The 20,594-nt window shown below is 63.0% G+C and carries 20 protein-coding genes and 1 pseudogene; 6 read left to right on the forward strand and 15 right to left on the reverse strand.

What is annotated here, in order from left to right:
* Nucleotides 1-103: 103 nt before the first annotated feature.
* Nucleotides 104-397 carry a DUF503 domain-containing protein gene (locus BLQ01_RS17030; protein WP_091553025.1) on the forward strand — a complete coding sequence of 98 codons (294 nt, stop codon included), beginning with the start codon at nt 104-106 and terminating at the stop codon, nt 395-397.
* On the opposite strand, the gene BLQ01_RS17035 is transcribed toward BLQ01_RS17030, so the two are convergent.
* The 8 genes from BLQ01_RS17035 to BLQ01_RS17070 all read right to left on the reverse strand — a co-directional run bounded on the left by BLQ01_RS17035 (nt 398) and on the right by BLQ01_RS17070 (nt 6,930).
* Nucleotides 398-718 (reverse strand): putative quinol monooxygenase, encoded by a 321-nt coding sequence (locus BLQ01_RS17035; RefSeq protein WP_091553026.1) that lies wholly within the window; start codon nt 716-718, stop codon nt 398-400.
* A 182-nt stretch (nt 719-900) separates the two neighbouring features.
* Nucleotides 901-1,794 (reverse strand): carbohydrate ABC transporter permease, encoded by an 894-nt coding sequence (locus BLQ01_RS17040; RefSeq protein ID WP_026541797.1) that lies wholly within the window; start codon nt 1,792-1,794, stop codon nt 901-903.
* Nucleotides 1,794-2,810, reverse strand: a complete 1,017-nt coding sequence (locus BLQ01_RS17045) for a carbohydrate ABC transporter permease (protein ID WP_091553063.1) — start codon at nt 2,808-2,810, stop codon at nt 1,794-1,796. The genes BLQ01_RS17040 and BLQ01_RS17045 overlap by 1 nt, the downstream gene beginning before the upstream one ends.
* Nucleotides 2,811-2,815: 5 nt before the next feature.
* Nucleotides 2,816-4,225 (reverse strand): N-acetylglucosamine/diacetylchitobiose ABC transporter substrate-binding protein, encoded by a 1,410-nt coding sequence (ngcE, locus tag BLQ01_RS17050; protein WP_026541795.1) that lies wholly within the window; start codon nt 4,223-4,225, stop codon nt 2,816-2,818.
* Nucleotides 4,226-4,401: 176 nt separating this feature from the next.
* A complete protein-coding gene (locus tag BLQ01_RS17055) occupies nt 4,402-5,028 on the reverse strand; it encodes a tetratricopeptide repeat protein (RefSeq protein WP_091553028.1) in 627 nt (208 codons plus the stop codon).
* Between the two features lie 96 nt (nt 5,029-5,124).
* A complete protein-coding gene (locus BLQ01_RS17060; RefSeq protein WP_026548327.1) occupies nt 5,125-5,535 on the reverse strand; it encodes an MmcQ/YjbR family DNA-binding protein in 411 nt (136 codons plus the stop codon).
* Nucleotides 5,536-5,544: 9 nt separating this feature from the next.
* Nucleotides 5,545-6,420 (reverse strand): polysaccharide deacetylase family protein, encoded by an 876-nt coding sequence (locus tag BLQ01_RS17065; RefSeq protein ID WP_254779505.1) that lies wholly within the window; start codon nt 6,418-6,420, stop codon nt 5,545-5,547.
* 84 nt (nt 6,421-6,504) lie between these two features.
* Nucleotides 6,505-6,930, reverse strand: coding sequence for a CoA-binding protein (locus tag BLQ01_RS17070; protein WP_091553031.1), 426 nt, complete (start codon nt 6,928-6,930; stop codon nt 6,505-6,507).
* Nucleotides 6,931-7,147: 217 nt separating this feature from the next.
* On the opposite strand from BLQ01_RS17070, the gene acs reads away from it, so the two are divergent.
* The 4 genes from acs to BLQ01_RS17090 are packed head-to-tail and all read left to right on the forward strand — an operon-like array spanning nt 7,148 to nt 12,376.
* Nucleotides 7,148-9,274 (forward strand): acetate--CoA ligase, encoded by a 2,127-nt coding sequence (gene acs, locus BLQ01_RS17075; protein ID WP_254779506.1) that lies wholly within the window; start codon nt 7,148-7,150, stop codon nt 9,272-9,274.
* A complete protein-coding gene (sfnG, locus tag BLQ01_RS17080) occupies nt 9,271-10,476 on the forward strand; it encodes a dimethylsulfone monooxygenase SfnG (RefSeq protein WP_091553033.1) in 1,206 nt (401 codons plus the stop codon). Before acs ends, sfnG begins: the two co-directional genes overlap by 4 nt.
* Nucleotides 10,476-11,885, forward strand: coding sequence for an O-acetylhomoserine aminocarboxypropyltransferase/cysteine synthase family protein (locus BLQ01_RS17085; protein WP_026548331.1), 1,410 nt, complete (start codon nt 10,476-10,478; stop codon nt 11,883-11,885). Before sfnG ends, BLQ01_RS17085 begins: the two co-directional genes overlap by 1 nt.
* Nucleotides 11,882-12,376, forward strand: coding sequence for a CoA-binding protein (locus BLQ01_RS17090; protein WP_026548332.1), 495 nt, complete (start codon nt 11,882-11,884; stop codon nt 12,374-12,376). Before BLQ01_RS17085 ends, BLQ01_RS17090 begins: the two co-directional genes overlap by 4 nt.
* A gap of 148 nt (nt 12,377-12,524) precedes the next feature.
* Here BLQ01_RS17090 and BLQ01_RS22450 read toward each other — a convergent pair whose 3' ends face one another.
* The 7 genes and pseudogenes from BLQ01_RS22450 to BLQ01_RS17125 all read right to left on the reverse strand — a co-directional run bounded on the left by BLQ01_RS22450 (nt 12,525) and on the right by BLQ01_RS17125 (nt 20,164).
* Nucleotides 12,525-13,406, reverse strand: coding sequence for a hypothetical protein (locus BLQ01_RS22450; RefSeq protein WP_091553034.1), 882 nt, complete (start codon nt 13,404-13,406; stop codon nt 12,525-12,527).
* Complete coding sequence (locus BLQ01_RS17100) at nt 13,403-13,957, reverse strand: RNA polymerase sigma factor (protein ID WP_091553036.1); 555 nt, start codon at nt 13,955-13,957, stop codon at nt 13,403-13,405. Before BLQ01_RS17100 ends, BLQ01_RS22450 begins: the two co-directional genes overlap by 4 nt.
* A gap of 400 nt (nt 13,958-14,357) precedes the next feature.
* A pseudogene (locus BLQ01_RS17105) lies at nt 14,358-15,769 on the reverse strand (DUF222 domain-containing protein).
* A gap of 557 nt (nt 15,770-16,326) precedes the next feature.
* Nucleotides 16,327-17,697 (reverse strand): alpha-L-fucosidase, encoded by a 1,371-nt coding sequence (locus BLQ01_RS17110; protein ID WP_254779507.1) that lies wholly within the window; start codon nt 17,695-17,697, stop codon nt 16,327-16,329.
* Entirely contained in the window at nt 17,694-18,308 is a 615-nt protein-coding gene (locus tag BLQ01_RS17115) for a TetR family transcriptional regulator (RefSeq protein WP_091553039.1), read from the reverse strand. The genes BLQ01_RS17110 and BLQ01_RS17115 overlap by 4 nt, the downstream gene beginning before the upstream one ends.
* Nucleotides 18,305-19,351 (reverse strand): saccharopine dehydrogenase family protein, encoded by a 1,047-nt coding sequence (locus BLQ01_RS17120; RefSeq protein ID WP_091553040.1) that lies wholly within the window; start codon nt 19,349-19,351, stop codon nt 18,305-18,307. The genes BLQ01_RS17115 and BLQ01_RS17120 overlap by 4 nt, the downstream gene beginning before the upstream one ends.
* A 357-nt stretch (nt 19,352-19,708) precedes the next feature.
* Nucleotides 19,709-20,164, reverse strand: a complete 456-nt coding sequence (locus BLQ01_RS17125) for an iron chaperone (protein WP_091553042.1) — start codon at nt 20,162-20,164, stop codon at nt 19,709-19,711.
* 339 nt (nt 20,165-20,503) lie between these two features.
* Between BLQ01_RS17125 and BLQ01_RS22710 the strand changes: the two genes are divergently transcribed.
* Nucleotides 20,504-20,594 (forward strand): SipW-dependent-type signal peptide-containing protein (locus BLQ01_RS22710; RefSeq protein WP_254779511.1); only part of this gene is annotated, 91 nt, incomplete at its 3' end.

A 20,594-nucleotide genomic window follows, 5' to 3' on the forward strand; every position in this document is an offset into this window, starting at 1 on the left:
CTCATAGACACTGCCGAACGGAACTCAAGGCCCCTTGCTGCATTGGCTCAAGATTCCCTCAAGAACGCATTCCTCCCGCCCTGACCTGCGGTGATAATGAATTATGTGGATCGGCTGGGTTGAATTCGATGTCCTTTTGGGAGATATCCATAGCCTCAAGGAGAAGCGCTCCCTGGTGAGGCCGCTGCTCGCTGAGTTGAAACGGCGCTTCGAGGTCTCAGCTGCCGAAACCGGGCTTCAGGACCAGCATCGACGGGCGTTGATCGGGGTTGCGCTGGTAGCCCCGGATCACGCCCACCTTCAGCAAATGCTCGACGCCGTCGAACGGTTCGTGGCTGCCCGGCCGGAGTTTGAGCTGCTCAGCGCACGGCAACGGGAGATCCACAGCGAGGACTAGTTATTCGATGGTCAACTCGCCCATGCGGTCCCAGCCGCTGCCTTCGAGCTGGCGGCTGATGATGTGCGGAGTCTCCGCGAGGGCTTGGGGCATGTCCGCCATGGCCTTCTTGAAATGATCGCTGTTGACGTGGGCCTCCGCGGCGTCGTCCTGGAACGCTTCGAGCAGGACGAATTCGTGGGGGTTGTCCACACTGCGGGACCAGTCGAACCACAGGTTGCCGGGTTCAGCCCTGGTTGCCTCGGTGAAGTCGGCCACCAGGTCCAGCCAGCGCTCGGACCAGTCGGGCTTGACGTTGAATTTGACCACAATGAAGATCACGGGCTGCTGCCTTTCGTTGCACTACAGATTCCGTTCCATCCTGACAGAGTTTTTGTACAGGAAATGCCCTTAAACGGCCTTCTAAAGGGCGGGAGCTGTACAAAAACTCGACGGCGGCCCCCACCAAAAGGTGGGGACCGCCGTCGAACGCTGCTTGTTAGCTTGGGTGCAGTACTTAGGAACTACTTGGACGTGCCCTGCGAAACGGAACCCTGCAGCTGGCGCTGGAAGATCACGTAGACAATGAGCACCGGAATGACGGTGACGCTGACGGCTGCAAACAGCGCGCCGTAGTCCACCGCGTAGCCCATCTGGCCGGCGAAGGCTGCGAGTTCCTGGGAGAGGACACGCGGGCCGGCGGCGTTGATGGACACCGGAATCAGGAACTGGTTCCACAAACCCAGGAAGTTGAAGATGGCAACCGAGGCCAGGCCCGGCTTTGCCATCGGCAGCATGACCTGGAAGAACGTCCGCCACTCCCCCGCGCCGTCAAGGGCTGCTGCTTCGGTAATTTCGTGCGGCAGCGACTTGAAGAAGGAGAACAGGAAGAACACGGTGAACGGGAGCGCGAAGCCCACGTACACCAGGATCAGGCCGGGCAGGGTGTTCAGGAGTCCCATGTTCTTCAGGACGAAGAACAAAGGCACCATGGCCAGGAAGATCGGGAACGTCAGGCCTGCCAGCATCAGGTAGTAGATGGCCCTGCTGCCCCGGAAGGTGTACCGCGCCAGGACATAGGCACACATCGCGCCCAGGACCATGACGATCACCAGCGCTGCTGCCACAACAATGATCGAGTTCAGGAAGGCGCTGCCGATGCCGGCTTCGCTCCAGGCCTTGACGTAGTTGTCCAGCTTCCATTCACCGGGCAGGGCGAACGGCGAAGCGAAAATCTCGCTGGAGGTCTTGAAGGAGGACATGAACGTCCACAGGAGCGGCAGGATAACGATCAGCGTCCAGATGGTCAGCGCAGTGTGGGACACCGCTCCCACCACTTTGTCACCCTTTGTGGTTGCCGGGGTCCGGGGCTGGAAGTGCAGTGACTTCATTTCCGGAGTTGAGACTTTGGTACTCATTACAGGCTCACATCCTTATCGCCGCCGGTGAGCCGGTTGACCAGGAACACCAATCCGGAGAAGATCAGCGTGGCAATGGCCAGCACAACGCCCATGGCGCTGGCGAGACCGAACTGTCCCTTGCTGAAAGCCGTGAAGAACAACTGCTGTGCCATGACCAGCGTGGAATTGTCCGGACCACCGCCGGAGTTCAGCGCGGCCATGTAAACGAACGCGTCCAAAGCCAGGATGCCCATGTAGATGTAGGCGGTCTGGATGTTGTCGCGGATCAGCGGGATGGTGATGGACATTGCGGTACGGAAGCGGCCCGCGCCGTCGATCCTGGCGGCCTCGAAAAGCTCCGCAGGAATGCCCTTGATGCCGGCGACGAACAGGACCATATAGAAGCCTACGAAGCCCCACACAATCACGAACATCGTGGCGATCATGGCGGTGTTCTTGTCACCCAGCCAAGCGAAGTCCTTGAACTGGTCCAGGCCCATTCCGGTGAGGATGCCGTTCAGCAGCCCGCCGGAGGGATCGTAGATCTGCCCCCACATGATGCCGATGGCCACTGCGGGAATGGTGTACGGGAAGAACGAGACCACGCGGTAGAAGCCGGAATTGCGCAAACCCTTGATCTGGCCTTTGCTGCTTCCGCCGACCGTTACCAGCGAGGCAAGGACCAAACTGAGGATGATGGTGATGATCGGGAGGAAGATCACCAGGACGATGTTGTTGGACATCGCCTTCATGAAGATGTCGTCGGTAAAGATCTTCACGTAGTTTTCAAGGCCGATGAAGTTCTGGTTCGGCGAAAAACCGGACCAGTCCGTCAACGAATATCCGAACGCCTGGATGAACGGCCAAATGACGAACAAGAGGTAGATCGCCAACGGCAGTCCGAGGAAGACGGCAAAGAAACTGACCTTGTCCCACGTCAACGGCTTCCGCCGCCGCTTAATCACTTGCGGTGGAGCCGGCGCCGGAACGACGGCGGCCAGGCCGTCGTCGTTCCGGCTCTGCTGAGTTTTCACTGAAGTCACTTCACTTCGATCTTCTTGACCGAGCTGTCATTGCGGACCTTGTCGGTGATGTTCTGGAGTGCCGAGGTGAGGGTTGCAACGTCGGACTTGCCGTCCAGGAAGGTGTTCCAAACCACCAGCTGGTCCTTGTTGGTGCCGTACAGGTCGATGAAGTTCCAGGTGTAGATGTTCTCGCCGGCGTCGCTGAGCATCTTCGTCTGCGAAACCAGGGCCGTGGACCCGAAACCATCGGCCGGGACGGTGTCCTTGACGATCGTGGGTGCGAGCTTGGTTTTGGCGAAGTTGGTGGCAGCTTCCTTGGAGAGCATGATCCGGAGCAGCTCCTTGCCACCGGCGGCGTTCTTGCCCTGGCTCGGAACAATGAACGGCTCGCCTGCAGCGCTGTGAAGTGCTGTCTGCGGCATCTTGGGGCTGGCGCTCACGGACGGGGCCGGGGCACCCATCATGTTGAAGCCGGCCTTGGTCTGGTCCTTCATTTCGTTCTCGATCCAGGAACCCGAGGGGTAGAACACGGCCTCCTGGGCGTTGCTCCACTGTGCCTGGGCGGCCGTGAACTGGGTGCCGGAACCACCGGGCTTGAAGAAGCCGGCCTTGACGATCTTGTCCAGGGCCGTGAAGACGGACTGGATAGCCGGGTGCGACCAGCAATCGGCCTTGAGGTTCTCCAAGGCGAGGCGAACGTCGTCGCCACCTTCCTTGATGGCGGAGGCAATGGCCAGTTCCTGGTAGTACGTGGCAGCTTCCTTGCCCCAGACAAAGAGGTACTTGCCCTTGGCTTTGGCCTGCTCGCCGAGTGCGTACATCTCATCCCAGGTCTTCGGAACGGTCCAGCCGTTTTCCTTGAGCAGGGAGTCCGAGTACCAAACAGCAAAGACGGTCAGGACGTAGTTCAGTGCAGCAAGCTTGCCGTCGAAGGTGCCCGGAGCCAGTACGCCTGTGTACAGGGTGTCCTTGATGACCTTGCCTTCAAGGTTCTTGGCCTCCACAACGCTGGTGAGGTCCTCTAGCTGGGCAAGGATGGTGCTGAAGCCAATGGCCTTGGCGCCGGAGTTGTCGATCAGGTCCGGCGGGTTGCCACCGACGAAGCGGGGCTGGAGTTCCTGGGCGATGTCCGTTGACGGGGAAATCTTGGCTGTGGAGCCCTCATGTGTCTTTTCGAAGATCTTGCCGGCGAACTCGACGTAGTCGATCCCGTAGCCACCCTTGAAGATCACGGCGTCGAGGGCGGCCTTGTCAGCCATGCCGAACGGGTTGGTGTCGGAGACGGTGCCCGTGGGGCCGGCGGTGGTGGTGCCGCCACCCGCGGCGCATGAAGCAATGGTTCCCCCCATGGGCACGAGCACGGCTGCAGCGAGTGCTCCACGCAGGAATCCACGGCGACCGACGGACTGGTGCTGAACGTTCATTTCTAAACCCTCCAGTGACTCGTAGTGTCGACTGTTGCGGCAGGAAGGCCGTTCAGTCAGACAGTCTGGGTTGGCGCTCTGGCAGCACCAACCTTCTGTGACATAATTCACCACGAATGATCGAAAATCAATATTTCGCGGCAGTTTCGATCAACATTTGTCAAAGCGTGATCTTTCTACGGGCCTTCGGCGAGGGCCTTTCCGCACTCAGTGATGGCTTCCCGGGCCAACGCCCCATGGGCCTCGGATCCCAGTCGTTCCGCCCATTGTTCGGCTAATTGGAACTCCGCCAAGGCCTCCGTGAGCCGGTTTTTACCCCGCAGAAACGTCCCAAGGGCAACGTGCAAAACAATCATCCAGTGCCTGGTTCGCTCATCGTAGGCCGTGGAGGCATATTCCAAGGCACTTCGCATCCACACCTCGGCGTGTGCGGTGTCCGCAAGCGCGAGCATATGGAGTGCATCCACGGCCAGGAATTCCTCACCAAGGTGGTCCGCCAACTCGGCAGCCTGTTCCAACAACGGAACGGCCATGGCAGAGCGGCCACCGGCATTCAAAACCCGGCCACGCTCCAAAAGGATGCGTACGCCCACGGTGGGTTCGTCGTCGTCGATCCCGTCCAGGAGCGCGTCGGCTTCCTCGAAGCGGCCTTGCAGACTGATGGCCCGCCCAAGCTGGGTTGCGAGCTCGGCGCGTTCGTCGGCGTCGTACTTTTCCCCGGTCATCGCGGCCCTGAATGCGGCTTCCGAGGCTGCCGGATCGCGGAAATTCCATAGGTGGTCCAGTGTCTTCTGATCCAGCATCAAACCGCTCCTGACCAGCGCTTGGCTGAGGTCCTTAGGTATGCAGTATCAATCTAGCCCCATGTCAGCGCCGTGGGGAGGGTGCGCGCGGGTGTGTCAGCTGCCCTGCGGTTTTGCCAGCCGCGCCCAGCCCAGTTGCTCCTGCTGTTTGCGGCTGAGGGTAGCCACCACCAGGTCATAGGAGTCCTCCACCATGTCCCGCACCATGGCATCGGACAGCGCCCCATCCAGCCGCACGCCGTTCCAGTGGGTCTTGTTCATGTGCCAGGCGCCGGTGATCTCAGGATTTGCTGCCCTGAGTTGCTCTGCCAGCGCCGGCTCGCACTTGAGGCTCACGGACCAGTTGTCCGGATCCATGGTGGAGAGTGCGAACATCTTGGCTTCGTGGCGTGCACCACCGGCGACGGCGGCACGGACCTTGAAGACGGACGTTTCGGGTCCGAACGGAAAGTCTTCAAAGGCGCCGGGAAAGCCGAGGCAGATCGCACGGAGGGTGGAAACGTCCATGGAGCGAGCCTACTCAACCCCCAGGAAGTCCTCCAGCAGCACCACTTCAAGTCCTGCAGCCAATTGGGCGGCACGGAAAGCGGCGAGGTCTGCGGCAAACTCAGCACGGAAATGCATGAGCACAATGTCGCCGGGGCGCAAGGAGTTGCCCACTTGGTAGTCCATCTTCCCGGCGTTCGCCTTCGCTTCCCAGGTGATGATCGCTTTCATGCCCGACGCCGCAACGGCCTGGCGCATCACGGTGGAGTAGGCACCTCCCGGCGGCCTGAACAACGTGGGCCGGCGGCCATAGTGCGCGAAGGCGTACTCCTGCATTCCCACCATGTCGTTCACCTGCTGCTGGTAACCCCACTGCCGGACCATGTTGATGTTGTGGCTGACCGTGTGGTTCTCAACCAGGCTGCCCTGGGCCTTGAACGCGTTGAAGAAGGCCGGGTTGTCGGCCACCGTGTCCCTGGTGAGGAAGAGTGAGGCCGGGTAGTCGTACTCCGCCATCAGCTTCACCGACTCCGGCGACTTGATGTTGCCATCATCGATGGTCAGGAACACCACCGGGTGCTTGGTCTCGATCTTGGTAATCACGGGCGCCAATCCGCCCACGATCGGCGGCAGCTGGTAGTCCGGGATGAAGGTGCGCCGGATGCGCTTGGCCGGGGTCGGGCTTGGTGTGGGAGTAGCGGACGACGTCGGAATCTCGCCTCCGACGGCCAGCGCACCATTCGGACCCGGCGCTTCGGGCGAGGCGGCAGCGCCACTGGGCGTCAGCACCGGCGTCGAACTTTCAGGTGGGGCGCTTTCAGGTGGCGTGCAGGCAGCCAGGCCGGCCACCATGGACGCACCCAGGAGTCCGAAGGCCGCCCGTCTGCTGGGAGTGGAAAGTGGCACCGCAGAATGGCCGCCCGGCATGGCTGTCCCCCAAGACTCAAGAAATGATTCAGGTGCAATCTAACAGAGGAACAAGGCGCGGAATCACAAGCCGTAGTGCCAGCCTTCGCGTGCCGGACAGGAGTTCACTACCACGTCCAGGCCCGCGTCCTTGGCGCGCTGGGTGGCTTCGTCGTCGAATACGCCCAACTGGAGCCACACCGCCTTGGCCCCGATCGCAATGGCTTGGTCGATCACCGCGCCAACCCGCTGGGAATTGACGAAGCAGTCCACAACGTCAATCGGGTGCCTTGACTCCGGGATGTCGGCAAGGGTCTTGTACCCCTTCTCTCCGTGGACGTCCTCCCCTTTGAGGTTGACGGGGATGATCTCCATGCCCATCTTGTCCCGGACGTAGAGGGAGACGTCGTAAGCGGAGCGCCATTGGTTGGTGCTGAGGCCAACGATGGCCCAGGTACCTTTTGTTCGCATCAAGCGTTCCACTACCGCCGGATCGTTGACATGCATCATGACCCAAGCCTACTCCCGCCCGCCAGTGAGCGGCTTTGCCGAATAATCTGCATCTTTTTGCACCCAAGCTGCTTAGCCGCTGAATATTACGCATCGAGACCGGCCAATTAGGAGCGAAATGATCGATCCGGTTGAGTGGACTTCGACCATCCCGGCGGACCCAAGGGCGACCATCCCTTGACCCGCCCTGCGCCAATTCCAGGCATGGAGATTACGCATGACTTCTGCCGTACCCAAAATTTCACAATCCACTTCGGACGCGACGGCCTCCGGAGCAGGGCTGCTTGACGCGCCCGGTTCCTCTCTTGGCTCTTCGGGATGGTCCTCGACTGAGCCTGCGGACGGCGCTGTGCACGGCGCCGGTTCCGGCGGGCGGGCGCGTCACGGCAGTTTCGACCAAGCCGGGTCCGCAGTGGATTTCTGGGAAGAGCAGGCCCGGCGATTGCACTGGGCGGCGCCTTGGCACACAGCGCATAGCTGGAAGCCGGTGGACGTCGAGGCGGGCCACGGCCCGGAGATCCGCTGGTTCGACGGCGGCAAGCTGAACGTTGCGTACAACTGCGTGGACCGGCATGTACTGGCCGGACGCGGTGGCAAGGTGGCTTTGTACTTCGAGGGCGAACCCGGTGACCGCCGCGCCATCACCTACGCCGAACTGCAGCGTGAAGTTTGCAAAGCGGCCAATGCCCTCCTGGATTTGGGCATTACCAAGGGTGACCGCGTGGTCATCTACCTCCCCGTGATTCCTGAAACCGTGATCATCACCCTGGCTGTGGCCCGCATCGGCGCGATCCATTCACTGGTCTTCGGCGGATTCTCCGCAGAGGCGCTGCGCTTCCGGGTGGAGGACACGGGGGCAAAACTCCTGGTCACCACGGATGGGCAGTACCGTCGCGGGGTTGCCGTGCCCGTCAAGGACAACGCAGATGCCGCCGTCGCCGGTGACAACGCGATCGAACACGTCCTGGTCATCAACCGGACCACCCCTGCCGGGGATCTCGCTTCCGTCCCTATGAAAGGAGGCCGTGATGTCTGGTGGCACGACGTCGTAGACACCGCCTCCGACGTTCACGAGCCGGAAGCCTTCGACGCCGAGACTCCCCTGTTCATCATGTACACCTCCGGGACCACCGGAAAGCCGAAAGGCCTGGTCCATACCTCCGGCGGCTACCTGACCCAGGCGTCCTGGAGCTTCGAGTACCTTTTCAGCAACCCGGATCCGGCCCTGCGGGACAGTGACGTCCATTGGTGCACCGCTGACCTCGCCTGGGTCACGGCGCACACGTACGAGATCTACGGGCCGCTCTCCAACGGCGTGACGCAGGTGATCTTCGAGGGCACACCCAACACCCCGCACCCGGGCCGTCACTTCGAGATCATCGAGCGCTACAAGGTCACCCAGTATTACACCGCTCCCACCTTGGTACGGTCCCTCATGGGCTGGTTTCCCGACGGCGTCCCTGACAGCTACGATTTCTCGTCCATCCGTGTCCTGGGAACCGTGGGCGAAGCGGTCAATCCCGAAGCCTGGCGCTGGCTCCGCGACAACATCGGCGGCGGCACCGCTCCCATGGTTGATACGTGGTGGCAGTCCGAGACCGGCGCCTGCATCATGTCGCCCTCGCCCACGGACACGGACTTCAAGCCTGGTTGCGCCGCGCGTTCATTGCCGGGTGTGAGCACGCGGGTAGTGGACCAGGCCGGGGTACTTTCAGCACCGGGCGTCCAGGGCTTCATCGTGGTGGACCGCCCCGGCCCCGCTATCGCCCGGACCGTGTGGGGCAACCCGCGCCGCTACTTCGATTCCTACTGGAGCCAGTACCCGGAGCAGGGTTGGTTCCTTGCCGGTGACGGTGCAAAATACGACACCGACGGCGACATCTGGATCCTCGGGCGCGTGGACGACACCCTCAATGTTTCGGGCCACTTGCTGTCCACCATCGAGATCGAGTCCGCACTGGTCTCCCACCCGGACGTGGTGGAGGCCGGAGTCTGTCCCGTCGCCGATCCCACAACCGGGCACGCAGTGGTGGCGTTCGTAGTCCTCCGCAGCGATGCCGTGGCTGCCGCGAACGGCGACGCCTCCGGCGGGCCGGCTGCGGACGTCACCAACGACCTCCGCAACCACGTTGCCAAGGAGATCGGCCCGATCGCCAAGCCGCGCGACGTCGTCGTGGTTGCCGACGTACCCAAGACCCGCAGCGGCAAGATCATGCGCCGGCTGTTGACCCAACTGTTCGAGGGAACCGCCCTGGGCGATACCACCTCGCTCCAGAACGAACCGGCGATTGCCGGCATCCAGGACGTCCTGCGCGAGCGGGCATTAGTAAAGGAAAATTCATGACCGAGATCAGCAACGTCGCCCGACTCTCCGAGCCGCTCAAATTCGCCTACTGGGTTCCCAACGTCTCCGGCGGCCTGGTGGTGTCCACCATCGAGCAGCGCACCGGCTGGGACTTCGACTACAACAAAAAGCTCGCACGGATCGCCGAGAACTCCGGCTTTGAATACGCGCTCACGCAGACCCGTTACGCGGCTTCCTACGGTGCGGACAAGCAGCACGAAGCTACGTCCTTCAGCCTTGCGCTGCTGGCTGCGACGGAGCGACTCAAGGTCATAGCCGCCGTCCACCCGGGCATGTGGCACCCCGGTGTGCTGGCCAAGTACATCATCACCGCGGACCACATCTCCAATGGTCGAGCCGCCGTCAATATCGTCTCGGGCTGGCTCAAGAGCGAGTTCATCAACTTCGGCCTCGAATGGCTGGAGCACGACGAACGCTACGTCCGCACCGAGGAATTCATCAACGTCCTCCGGGGCCTGTGGACCGAACAGGGCTACAGCCAAGGCGGCAAGTACTACAACATCACCGACTTCACCCTGAACCCGGCACCCGTTGACGTTCCCGGCCGGACGCACCCGGAAATCTTCTTCGGCGGAAACTCGACGGCGGCACAGGCCACCGCGGGTCGAGTAGCGGACTGGTACTTCTCCAACGGCAAGGACCTTGAGGGTTTCAAGGACAACATTGCCGGCGTCGTTGCAGCGTCCGGCGAGACGAAGCGCGGCACCGAAGGGGCCCTTGCTGCCCCGCGCTTTGGGCTCAACGGCTTCGTGATTGCCCGCGACTCGGAGAAGGAAGCCCGCGATACCCTCCGCGAGATCGTGGAGAAAGCACACAAGCCCGCAGTCCAGGGGTTCCGCGATGCCGTGCAGGAAGCCGGCGCGTCCACCAAGGACGGCAAGGGCATGTGGGCCGACTCCACGTTCGAGGACCTGGTCCAGTACAACGATGGCTTCAAGACCCAGCTGATCGGCACGCCGGAGCAGATCGCCGAGAGGATCGTGGAATACAAGAAGATCGGCGTGAACCTGTTCCTCACCGGCTACCTGCACTTCCAGGAAGAGATCGCCGCGTTCGGGCAGGACATCCTCCCGATCGTCCGCGAACTCGAAGCCGACCTCGCACGCAGGAACGGCACCGAGCTGGACCTCTCCTCCACACCCGTCGCCTCCACACCTGTCGCAGAGTCGGTGGCCGTCTGATGGCTGACCGTACCTTTGGCTTCCGCACCCGCGCCCTGCACGCCGGCGGCACTCCCGACGCCGAGCACGGCGCCCGCGCGGTACCCATCTACCAGACCACGTCGTTTGTCTTCAAGGACACCAACGACGCCGCCAACCTCTTCGCGCTGCAGAAGTACGGCAACATCTACTCACGCATCGGCAACCCCACCGTCGCGGCTTTCGAAGAACGCATCGCATCCCTTGAGGGCGGAATCGGGGCGGTAGCAACGGCGTCGGGCATGGCCGCTGAATTCATCACCTTTGCCGCCTTGACCCAATCCGGTGACCACATTGTGGCCGCTTCGCAGCTCTACGGCGGCACCGTGACGCAGTTGGACGTTTCGCTGCGCCGTTTCGGCGTGGACACCACGTTTGTGCCCGGAACCGACCCCGCGGACTACGCTGCGGCCATCCAGGAAAACACCAAGGCACTGTTCGTCGAAGTGGTGGCCAACCCGTCCTCGGAAGTCCAGGACCTCGCGGGGCTGGCCAAGGTAGCGCACGACGCCGGTATCCCCTTGGTGGTTGACGCCACCTTGAGCACGCCTTACCTCGTGCGGCCGTTTGAGCACGGCGCCGACATTGTGATCCACTCGGCCACGAAGTTCCTCGGCGGCCATGGCACCACCCTGGGCGGTGTCATTGTGGAGAGCGGCCGCTTCAACTGGGGCAACGGTAAATTCCCCATGATGACCGAGCCCGTGGCATCCTATGGGAACGTCTCGTGGTGGGGCAACTTCGGTGAGTATGGTTTCCTCACCAAACTCCGCTGCGAGCACCTGCGTGACATCGGTCCGGCGCTCTCTCCCTTATCCGCATTCCAGCTCCTGCAGGGCGTTGAGACACTCCCCCAGCGACTGGACGAGCACCTGAAGAACGCCCAGGCCGTGGCGGAGTGGCTGGACGCAGATCCCCGCGTGGCCTACGTGAACTACTCCGGTCTGCCGTCCCACCCGCACTTTGAACGGGCCCGCAAATACCTGCCCAAGGGGCCGGGATCGGTGTTCTCGTTCGGTGTTGCGGGTGGCCGTGCTGCCGGGCAAAAGTTCATTGAGTCCTTGCAACTGGCCTCCCACCTGGCCAACGTTGGCGACTCACGAACCCTCGTAATCCACCCTGGCTCCACCACGCACCAGCAACTCAGCGCCGAACAGCTGGAGTCTGCAGGCGTTCCGGAGGATCTGGTCCGTATTTCAGTTGGCTTGGAGGACCTGGAGGACATCCTTTGGGACCTTGACCAGGCGCTGACTGAGGCCCAATCTGCGGGCGATTCTGCAGATGATGAGGCCCTTGAAACCCGCAGTGCCCTCGAAGCCCAGGGTGCCCCTGAATCCCAGGGTGCCGGCATTCACGCTGCGGGCGATTCAACAGTAGGAGTGAAGGCATGAGCACCGCTGCACGCACTTGGGAAGGCCCCTCCGCTCCGGAACGCCTGGCGCTCCTCCGACAGGCGAAGTCCATCGCGATCGTTGGAGCCTCGGACAAACCGTCGCGGGCCAGCTACTTCGTGGCAACCTACCTTCAGTCGTCCACCCGGTACAAGGTGTACTTTGTGAACCCGGTAGTCAAGGGAATCCTGGGCCAGCCGACGTACGCCTCCCTGGCCGACCTCCCCGAATCCCCGGATATTGTGGATGTCTTCCGCAAGCACGACGACCTCCCCGGCGTCCTCGACGAAGCCATCGCGGCGGGAGCGAAGACCCTGTGGCTGCAACTCGGTTCGTGGCATGAAGAGGTTGCCCGTGATGCCGAAGCAGCGGGCCTGAATGTGGTGATGGACCGGTGCGTGAAGATCGAGCACGCCCGTTTCCACGGCGGCCTCCACTTGGCCGGCTTCGACACCGGGGTTATTTCTTCCAAGCGCCAGGTTCTGGCGTAGGGCTGGAGCCACGCACCGGGTTCTGGCCTACCGCTGGAGCCACCCGCCAAGTTCTGGCCTACGGCCGGAGCCACGCGCCAAGTTCTGGCCTACCGCTGGAGCCACCCGCCAAGTTCTGGCCTACGGCCGGAGCCACGCGCCAAGGCGCCTAGCGGTGACCCTGCTTCAGCCGCTTCTTCCACTCGTCTATCGCGGCCTGAAACTGTTCCTCGGTACTTTTTTGGGACACCGGAGGAAGCTGCGGCCCTTGCTTGACGTTGGTCCCGGGCTTGGCTGGCTTCCCGGCGTCGGTTTTTGGTGTTTCCGCCTTAGTGGCCTCCGCGCCTCGGCGAGTGACCTGGTTCAATCGTGGCTGGGGCTCGGGGGCTGGGCCTTGAAGTAGTTGGTGTGGCGGGACAGGGTTGGGGTTGGCATTGTTTGGCAGGCCAGGCTTCGGCACGGCACGGTTCGCTGCCTCCTGCGAGGGATCTGCCGGCACGGGTGCCTGTGCCTGTGCCTGTGCCTGTGCCTGTGCCTGTGCCTGTGCCTGATTATCAGCGGGCGCCGCCGTGGGCACGGGAATTGACTGTGTCTTTGAGTCCGACGGAACTGATGTGGGATCTGAAGCAGACGCAGGATCCGAGGCGGGGGCCGGTTCCGTACTGACCCTGGGAGCGTCGGGCAGGGGCATTTCCGGGGCCGCTGCTGGTGACCGAGGTTGGAAGTTGCTGATGAGCTGGTCAATGAAGGACGGGTTCCGGGTGAAACCAGAGCTGGCGGCGGCAACGCCACTGACCCCAAGCCCCATGGCAGCCACAACAGCAATACTGACCACCGCGGTCCGGTGTTGGTGACGCCAACGGCGCTTGGACAATTCATCGTGTGGGCCTGCGATCATCGCAGCAAGCTCAGGACTGGGGGCAGGAGCAGGAAATGTTGCAAAGGCGCCCAGCGAAACCAGTGCCCGCCGCACGTCTGAGTCGTCGGCAAGATCGGCGTCGAGCAGGAGCTCGTCCACGATCTCTTCGCGTTCAGTATCCCTGGATGTCATGGCGACACGTATTCCTTTACTGCCGAATGCTCACGGAGCGTTATGAGGGCCCGGCGCTGTAATTGCTTGACTGCGCCAGATGACTTCCCCATGATGTCGGCCACCTGTTCAACCGTTAGGCCGGCCACGATGCGGAGATTCAGGACCTCCCGTTGGTCGTCACCCAGGTTGTCCAGAAGTGCGGCGACCTCAGACGGCGCCAGCCTGGACAGCGCTTCGGCCTCTGCGGAGCTCGATTCGCGGGTGTCCCGCTCAGGCTCGAACTCGTGCTGGATTGGTGCTCGACTTTGCTTCCTGTGCTCATCCACCATGCGTGCAGGGGCCACCGAGAAGATGAAGGTCCGCAGGCCGTTGAGCCCACCATCCAAGTCATCAAGCCTGGGCAACACCGCCAGGAACACGTCCTGTGTAGTTGCCTCAGGATCAGGCACGCCTTTGGCCGTCAGGTATCCGAGGACCTGGCCCGCGTAGGCCTGGTAAACGGCGCTGAACAATTCCGCGGTATTGCCCTTGAGCGCATGCAGCGCTTCGTCGGTCAACGCGTCAGTCACAGTTGTGGGACTTTCGATCGGCGGCAGGTCCGTGGCTTTCCAGCCAGGTCACCCGACGTGTACGACGGACGACCCCACCAAGGGTAACTGCTTTGACGGGTCATCCCCAGGGAAGACCCGCTTGTCCGGAAAAACTGCTGTGGACAAGGAAGAGCCGAGCTGGAACATGATGGGGGACAAATTCCAGCTCGGCCCTTTCACAGACGTAATCGACGGGACAACCCAAAGGGTTACGGCGGTGACGAACTTTTTTTGAAAACTTTTGCCGGGTGCTTCACGGCAGCCCGCCGGCACCCCGTGCGGTGTTTTCACAGAGAGGCGTAAGGCCGCGAAACGTGTCCCGGCGCATCGGCATGAGGGCAGCCGCGAGTAGCACTTCAAAAGCGCGAACTGCGCTTCATCATGTTCTGGAGGGTCGGTGTCCGGGTAGTGGTGGTGCTTTGGATTGGTAGGTGTGTCCGGTGGGGGTGCTGATGCTCAGGGTGTGGGTGTCTTCGGGCAGGGGTGTGGCGGCCCAGCCAGGGTTTTCTTTGGTGTGGTTGCATGCTTCGCAGAGCCCTGCTGCGTTGTCCAGGGTGGTGGCCCCGCCGGAGCGCCACGGCACGACGTGATCGATATGCCGGATGGGCGCGTCGCAGTACGGTGTCCTGCAGGTATGGTCGCGGGCTTCGATGAATCGCCGGTGCCGGTGCGGGAAGAGCCTGGCTTTGGAGTCCATGGCCAGCAGCTCACCGCTTTCGGGCGCGGTGTAGAGCCGCCGGAGCCAGACCTTGAACTCCTGGTCCGGTTCGGGTGCCGGCTGCAGGCCCTGTGCGGGGGCACCTCGTGCTGGTTGCCGGCCCTGACCGGATGTTGACCGGATGCCCGGCGGTGATCCGTGGCCTGTCGGGCTGTCTGGGGCTGGTGTTGGTGTCTCCGCCCACCGTGATCGGTAGCTTGTCGGCTGAACCGGCTGTTCGGGGTGGGTTGCTGCGGCACCTCGTGCTGGTTGCCGGCCCTGTTCGGGTGGTTGTTTTCCTCGTGCTGGCGTCTCTTCTGCTGCGCCGATCAGGGTTCTTGCCCAGGGTGCGGGGACGATGCCGTAGCCGTGGAGCCGGGCGGGTTCGGAATCGCTTTGGAACAGGGTGCGGTCGGTCATGACGACTTGGAGTTCAACCCCGGAGATCCCGCCGGGGGTGCCGGTGGTCCGTTCAACGAGGGTGTCGGCCATGACTTGGCCGCGGGTCCTGGGGTCACCGCTGGACCGGGCAGAGTCAGCGGTCCGGGTCAGTGCCGCGTACACGGCCACGCCTTGGGCGACCGGAAGCAGCGCGGTCAGGTACGTCATGGTGTCCGGCGCCGGTCTGAGGCTGACGGTTCGTTCGGTGGCGGCGTGGCTGGCGCGTTGGGCCACGGACCGTGGGTCACGGCGGTACGCGGCAGCTTTCGCGGCGGCGATGATGGCTTTGTCTCCGGCACCGTCGAAGGTTCCGGTGTCGGGGCGAGTTCGGCGTCCACCGCGGCCCGGTCTTCCACGGACAGGCAGGCTGTTTCCTTGACCAGCAGCGTGGCCCGCCACTCGTTGAGCAGGCCTTTGTTCAACGCCGCCAGAGTTCGAGGCATCTCCGTGACCAGGGCTTTGGCGAGGCCCAACAACCGTGAGCCGCGGTTCGGTGATTCCCGACGCGCCAACGCCACCTGCGCACCAACACCCTTGCCACGCTCGGCCGCAGGTACTCCCGCTTCGGCCTGTTCAGCGCGTTGGGCCAGATCAAACGCCACAGCAATCTGCGCCTGCAAACCGGAGATGGCCGACTTCATTTCCTCCAGCATCCGCAACTGAGCAATAAGGTCACCGCTGATGGTCCCGGCCTGCGCCACACCACGGGCCGAGGAAACAACGGGCGCAGCAGACACCGTTGCCTGTGCTTGCCTTGCCCCGATCTGCTTCATGCTCCAACTCTCGCAAGAGGCACTGACATTATTAGACCGGCCGCCCGGGACTTTCCTCGCACCATCCGGAGAAGCCCCTGGGCCACAATGGTCCCTGGCTGAGCGACACCCCGGGCCGAGGAAACAACAGGCACAGCAGACACCGCTGCCCTTGCCCGCCCGTCCCCAAGATGCTTCATGCCTCAACTCTCGCAAGAGGCACCGACATTATTAGACCGGCCGCCCGGGACTTTCCTCGCACCATCCGGAGAAGCCCCTGGGCCGCAATGGTCCCGGGCTGAGCGACACCCCGGGCCGATGAAAATGCCGGGCGCAGCGCGGGCACCGTTGGGTCGCCCCGCCAGCACAACAGGCACCCCAACCGGGTACCCCAACGTGCACCCACCCCAGCACCAACGGGTACTCCACACCCGCGAACCTTCCAAAGGGCGGGAACGCTAGTCCGGCGCGTCCGTGGGGGCCTCGTATCCTTCGGGGATCGTGGGCACTCCAGCATCCAGGGCTCCGGTGTAGACGCGCGCCGACTTAAGCCTTCCCCCGCCGCCCGTGCCCCCGCCCGGAACATTGCGGGCAACACCGCTGGCAAGACCGCCATCAGCTCCGGTATCGCCCGCTCCGGAAAGTTTCACGTGCAACCTATTTGCGGTGACAACGGGCAGTTGGTGGATGCGCCGGTTGCCTACCGTCTTCCCCTCAACAAGGACACCCCCATCACCAACATCACCAACAAGGACGCCCCCATCACCAACGCCACCAGCAAACACCTCGTGCCGTGTGATCCGCTGCCCGGAACCCAGGTCTTCCACCAGCTCGAGGTGATTGAACGTCACCGCAGCGGGAAAGGTCAGGGTCGCTCCGCCGTCGTAATGTTCCACGGTTGCCTCTACAGCGCCGGAAAGGCGACGGTCCAGCTCGACTTTCCACTCCCGGAGCCTGGCCACATCCTGCTCAGGAATGAGCCCACGGGTGTCGGGCGTCAGGTTCAGCAGGAGGTTCGCACCCATTCCCACCGATTGGTAGTAGATGGCGAGTAAGTGTTCCGTGGATTTGGGTTCATCGTCCGGGTGCCAGAACCAGCCGCGACGGAGTGAAACATCGCACTCCGGCGGCAAATAGTGTTCGGCCCGCAGCCCCGAAGTGGAATCGGTGTACTGGGTATCGGACGTTCGGTCCACCACATAGTTCACGGGATCCGACGCCAGGCCGTTCTCGTTGCCCACCCAGCGGATGGTGGGTTGGCCCATGTTGAAGACCATGGCGTCGGGCTGATGCTCCTTAACGACGCCGATGATCCGGTCCCAGTCGTACTCCCGTCCCACGGACCCGGCACCGTCGAACCACAACTCCATGAGGGGCCCATAGCCGGTGCAGAGCTCCGTAAGTTGCTGGACGTAGAAGTCGTCATACGCTGCCGGGTCGCTGTAGCAGTCCGCGTTCCGGTCCCAAGGCGACAGGTAGAGGCCCAGTCCTACGCCCTGTTCTGCACAGGCCTCGGCAACCTCGCGGACGACATCGCCGGAACCACCGCGCCACGGGGACGACTCCACCGAGTAGTCAGTGGTGGCAGTGGGCCAGAGGCAGAATCCGTCGTGGTGCTTGGCTGTGAGGATCAAGTACCTCGCGCCGGCATCCTTTGCCGTGCGGACCCAGCTGCCGGCGTCGAGCCCTTGAGGGTTAAACAAAGACGCCGGAAGGGTTCCGTCGCTCCACTCCTTGCCGGCAAAGGTGTTAATGCCGAAATGGATGAAGGCGCCGAATTCGAGTTGTTGCCAACGGAGCTGTGCGGGAGTGGGCGTCAGGAGGGTCACTGGGCGGTTTCCTGTCCGTGGATCAACCACTGCGCGGTTCGGATGATGGCTTCGTCACCGGAGGCAGTCCGCAACCCGGCGATCTCGGATCGGGTGACGGCTGCTCCCTCAAAGAGGCTGACGATCGCGGCCGCCACCCCAGTGGGTGAGGACTCCGGCAGCTCCGGCCTTCCGCGCCTGACCACGCCTTCTACGTGCCCGGTGTACTGGGCGTAAAACGAACGCAAAGCACCGGCCGCGTGCTCATCCGAGGCCGCCAGCGCCCAGATCTCAAGATGCATCCTCACCTCGGCCAACGCGGAATGCTCCTGAAGCAACGCAGTGAGCAGACGATGGGAATCCTCGCGGGAGATGCTGCCTGTCGCATCGGAGCTGAGCTCGAATCCGGCCGTCTCCTCCAGCCGCCGCAGTGAGCGTTCCAAGGCCCGCTCAAGGACAGCCCGGAGGAGGTCGGACCGGGTTGGGAAGTAGTGCTGCAAATGTCCGATCCGCACCCCCGCGGCAGCGGCAAAGTCCCGCATTGCAGCGTTTGCGTTGCCCTTGCTGACCAGCACTTCTTCAGCGGCGTCAAGGAGCGCCGCCTTTCTCAGGGCGCCCTTGCTTTCGGTCATGACCTCAATATTGTCACACCGTGCGTTTCAAGCTTTGCGAGGGAAGCGCCCGGATCCTTATCCGATTCCGGGAACGAAACTCCCGGTGTGGCCCCGGCCGCCAGGACGTTGTGCAGCCCCAGCAATCCGCCCAAGGCGGTCAGATGTGCCTGGCCCTGCGGATCTGAAATGACGGCCGTTCGCAGCCCATTTGGCCCACTCACATCGACTCGGATGTGGGCGGTTCCGCCCGCACCGGGCGAGTACAAAAGGGAACGCCGCAGCGGCGCCCACCGCTCACCGCTCCCCCAACGGAACAGTCCCACCGCGCCGGCGGCGAGCAGCGCCGTCGTGGATGTCTTTGAACTGAAACCGATCCGGGTGGCCACCGAACCGGCGCCGAGGGTGAGCGGGAGGGTGAACTGTTCGGGGGTATCGAGCCGGGCCACTTTGGTGCGGTGCCCGGCGATGTCCACCCAGCGGGTATCGCCCAGAGGACGCACGACGGCGGCCTTACCGCCTTTTCGTACTTCGAAGTCCAGTCCCAGCCTGTCCATGAAGTCGACGGAATCGACTCCAGCGGTGTCGTTGATGTCGTAGCGGATGGCGACGTCGATCTGGTCCCCACCGCCGGCGTCCTGGGCCAGAGCTGCTGCCACGATGTTGACCACCCCGCCCATCCAGCCCGAGCTCAGCAGGACCGGAGCAGTGGGACGCATAAGTGTTGCCTGCGCGGTGGCCCTGGTGACGCGGCTGGTCCATCGGGTGACGTCAACATAGGGAATTCCGGCACTGACGGCTGCGCGGAGCACTCTGTCGTCAGGGTCGTTGACGGTGCTGATGACGGCCCTGGCTTTTGCTGCGAAGGGTTCCGGCTGGCCGAGGTCCCACCTTTCAACCGTCACGTTTCCGCCCGCAAGGTGGCTGCCCCGGCCCGGGTTCCTGCCGGTGAGGAGCAGCGGCCACTGCGTCCCGGCGAGATGCGTGAGTGCCGTGCCAACTGTGCCGTAGCCGCCCACGATCAGCACTGGACCGAGGGGATCAAGTTCTAGGAGATCATTCATGATGTTGATTCTAGGTCATATGACCTAGAAATATGCATTCAGCCAGACCTACAGCTGACGAGCCGCCCGGAGTAGGCTGCCGGTATCTGCCCGAAGCAAGACACCTGAGTGCGCCAAGGAGAGATCATGACCCTTCCGCCAACACATGAGCCCGAGCCGTTTCCCCCGGATCCCGGGCCGGTGCCACCGCCGCCTGACCCCACCACACCGTTCCCGCCCAGCCCCATTCCGGATCCAAACCCCACTCCCGGGCCGTCCCCCGCTCCGGACCCCGGGCCGATGCCGCCGCACCCGGACCCAACGCACTAGGCGGGGCGTCTAGGCGCAACGCACAAGGCGCGACCCGCTGCAAGCCCGCTACCCCACGGCCCTCTTGATCAGCTCCACGATCTTCGCTTCAACCTCCGGCGTGATCTCCTTGACGGCAAACGAGGTGGGCCACATGTCGCCGTCGTCGAGTGTGGCGTTCTCTTCGAAGCCGAGCGTGGCGTAACGGCTCTTGAATTTGTCGGCGCTCTTGAAGAAGACGATGTTCTTCCCGTCCTTGGCGTAGGCCGGCATTCCGTACCAGGTCTTGGGCGTGAGTTCCGGTGCGTGCTCGCTGACAATCGCGTGGAGTCGCTCCGCCATGACCTTGTCCGCCTCCGGCATCTCCGCGATCTTGGCCAGGACGTCAGCTTCTCCGTCCGCCGCGGATGCCTTCTTGCGCGGGGCTTTCTTCAGTTCCTGCGCGCGCTCCTTCATTGCGGCGCGCTCTTCCTCCGAAAAACCGTCGTAGGACTTGGTCTTGTTGGTGGTTCCTGTTTCAGCCATGGCGGGCTCCTCTTCGCGTACTGCTCGATAGTGATTGGATACTCCAAAACTACGGCGCCCCGGAGCTGCGGGCTTCTCCAAAACTGCTCATTTGGGGCGGTGCGGGAGTCTTGAGTTTTTCCTGAGGAAGTGTTGCGGGTTTGCAGGATTTGTTCTTGATCCTGCCCCGGCACAGTAGTTCTTGTCAGCCAGTCAGGCAGACACCAAAGAACAGGCCGGCCGGTCCCACGGTGGCCCACCGAAAGGACACTGATTCCCATGGCCATCAGCCTCAAGACCACCTCCGGCAAGATCCTCGCTTCCGTCGCACTGGTCGGCACCGCAGCCGCCGTCGCCGGAATGGGCACCTACGGCGCATTCACCTCCTCGACCTCCGCCTCCCAGGCCGTCACCGCCGGCACCGTCACCATCGCCCTGGGCACCGGAGCCG

The organism is Arthrobacter sp. UNCCL28, assembly GCF_900102805.1.
GTDB lineage: Bacteria > Actinomycetota > Actinomycetes > Actinomycetales > Micrococcaceae > Arthrobacter > Arthrobacter nicotinovorans_A.

What these genes read in the sequence shown, in the direction of transcription:
- BLQ01_RS17030 (WP_091553025.1), top strand. Translation starts at nt 104, where the DNA reads ATGTGGATCGGCTGGGTTGAATTCGATGTCCTTTTGGGAGATATCCAT.
- BLQ01_RS17040 (WP_026541797.1), bottom strand. Translation starts at nt 1,794, where the DNA reads ATGAGTACCAAAGTCTCAACTCCGGAAATGAAGTCACTGCACTTCCAG.
- ngcE (WP_026541795.1), bottom strand. Translation starts at nt 4,225, where the DNA reads ATGAACGTTCAGCACCAGTCCGTCGGTCGCCGTGGATTCCTGCGTGGA.
- BLQ01_RS17055 (WP_091553028.1), bottom strand. Translation starts at nt 5,028, where the DNA reads ATGCTGGATCAGAAGACACTGGACCACCTATGGAATTTCCGCGATCCG.
- BLQ01_RS17060 (WP_026548327.1), bottom strand. Translation starts at nt 5,535, where the DNA reads ATGGACGTTTCCACCCTCCGTGCGATCTGCCTCGGCTTTCCCGGCGCC.
- BLQ01_RS17070 (WP_091553031.1), bottom strand. Translation starts at nt 6,930, where the DNA reads ATGATGCATGTCAACGATCCGGCGGTAGTGGAACGCTTGATGCGAACA.
- acs (WP_254779506.1), top strand. Translation starts at nt 7,148, where the DNA reads ATGACTTCTGCCGTACCCAAAATTTCACAATCCACTTCGGACGCGACG.
- sfnG (WP_091553033.1), top strand. Translation starts at nt 9,271, where the DNA reads ATGACCGAGATCAGCAACGTCGCCCGACTCTCCGAGCCGCTCAAATTC.
- BLQ01_RS17085 (WP_026548331.1), top strand. Translation starts at nt 10,476, where the DNA reads ATGGCTGACCGTACCTTTGGCTTCCGCACCCGCGCCCTGCACGCCGGC.
- BLQ01_RS17090 (WP_026548332.1), top strand. Translation starts at nt 11,882, where the DNA reads ATGAGCACCGCTGCACGCACTTGGGAAGGCCCCTCCGCTCCGGAACGC.
- BLQ01_RS22450 (WP_091553034.1), bottom strand. Translation starts at nt 13,406, where the DNA reads ATGACATCCAGGGATACTGAACGCGAAGAGATCGTGGACGAGCTCCTG.
- BLQ01_RS17115 (WP_091553039.1), bottom strand. Translation starts at nt 18,308, where the DNA reads ATGACCGAAAGCAAGGGCGCCCTGAGAAAGGCGGCGCTCCTTGACGCC.
- BLQ01_RS17120 (WP_091553040.1), bottom strand. Translation starts at nt 19,351, where the DNA reads ATGAATGATCTCCTAGAACTTGATCCCCTCGGTCCAGTGCTGATCGTG.
- BLQ01_RS17125 (WP_091553042.1), bottom strand. Translation starts at nt 20,164, where the DNA reads ATGGCTGAAACAGGAACCACCAACAAGACCAAGTCCTACGACGGTTTT.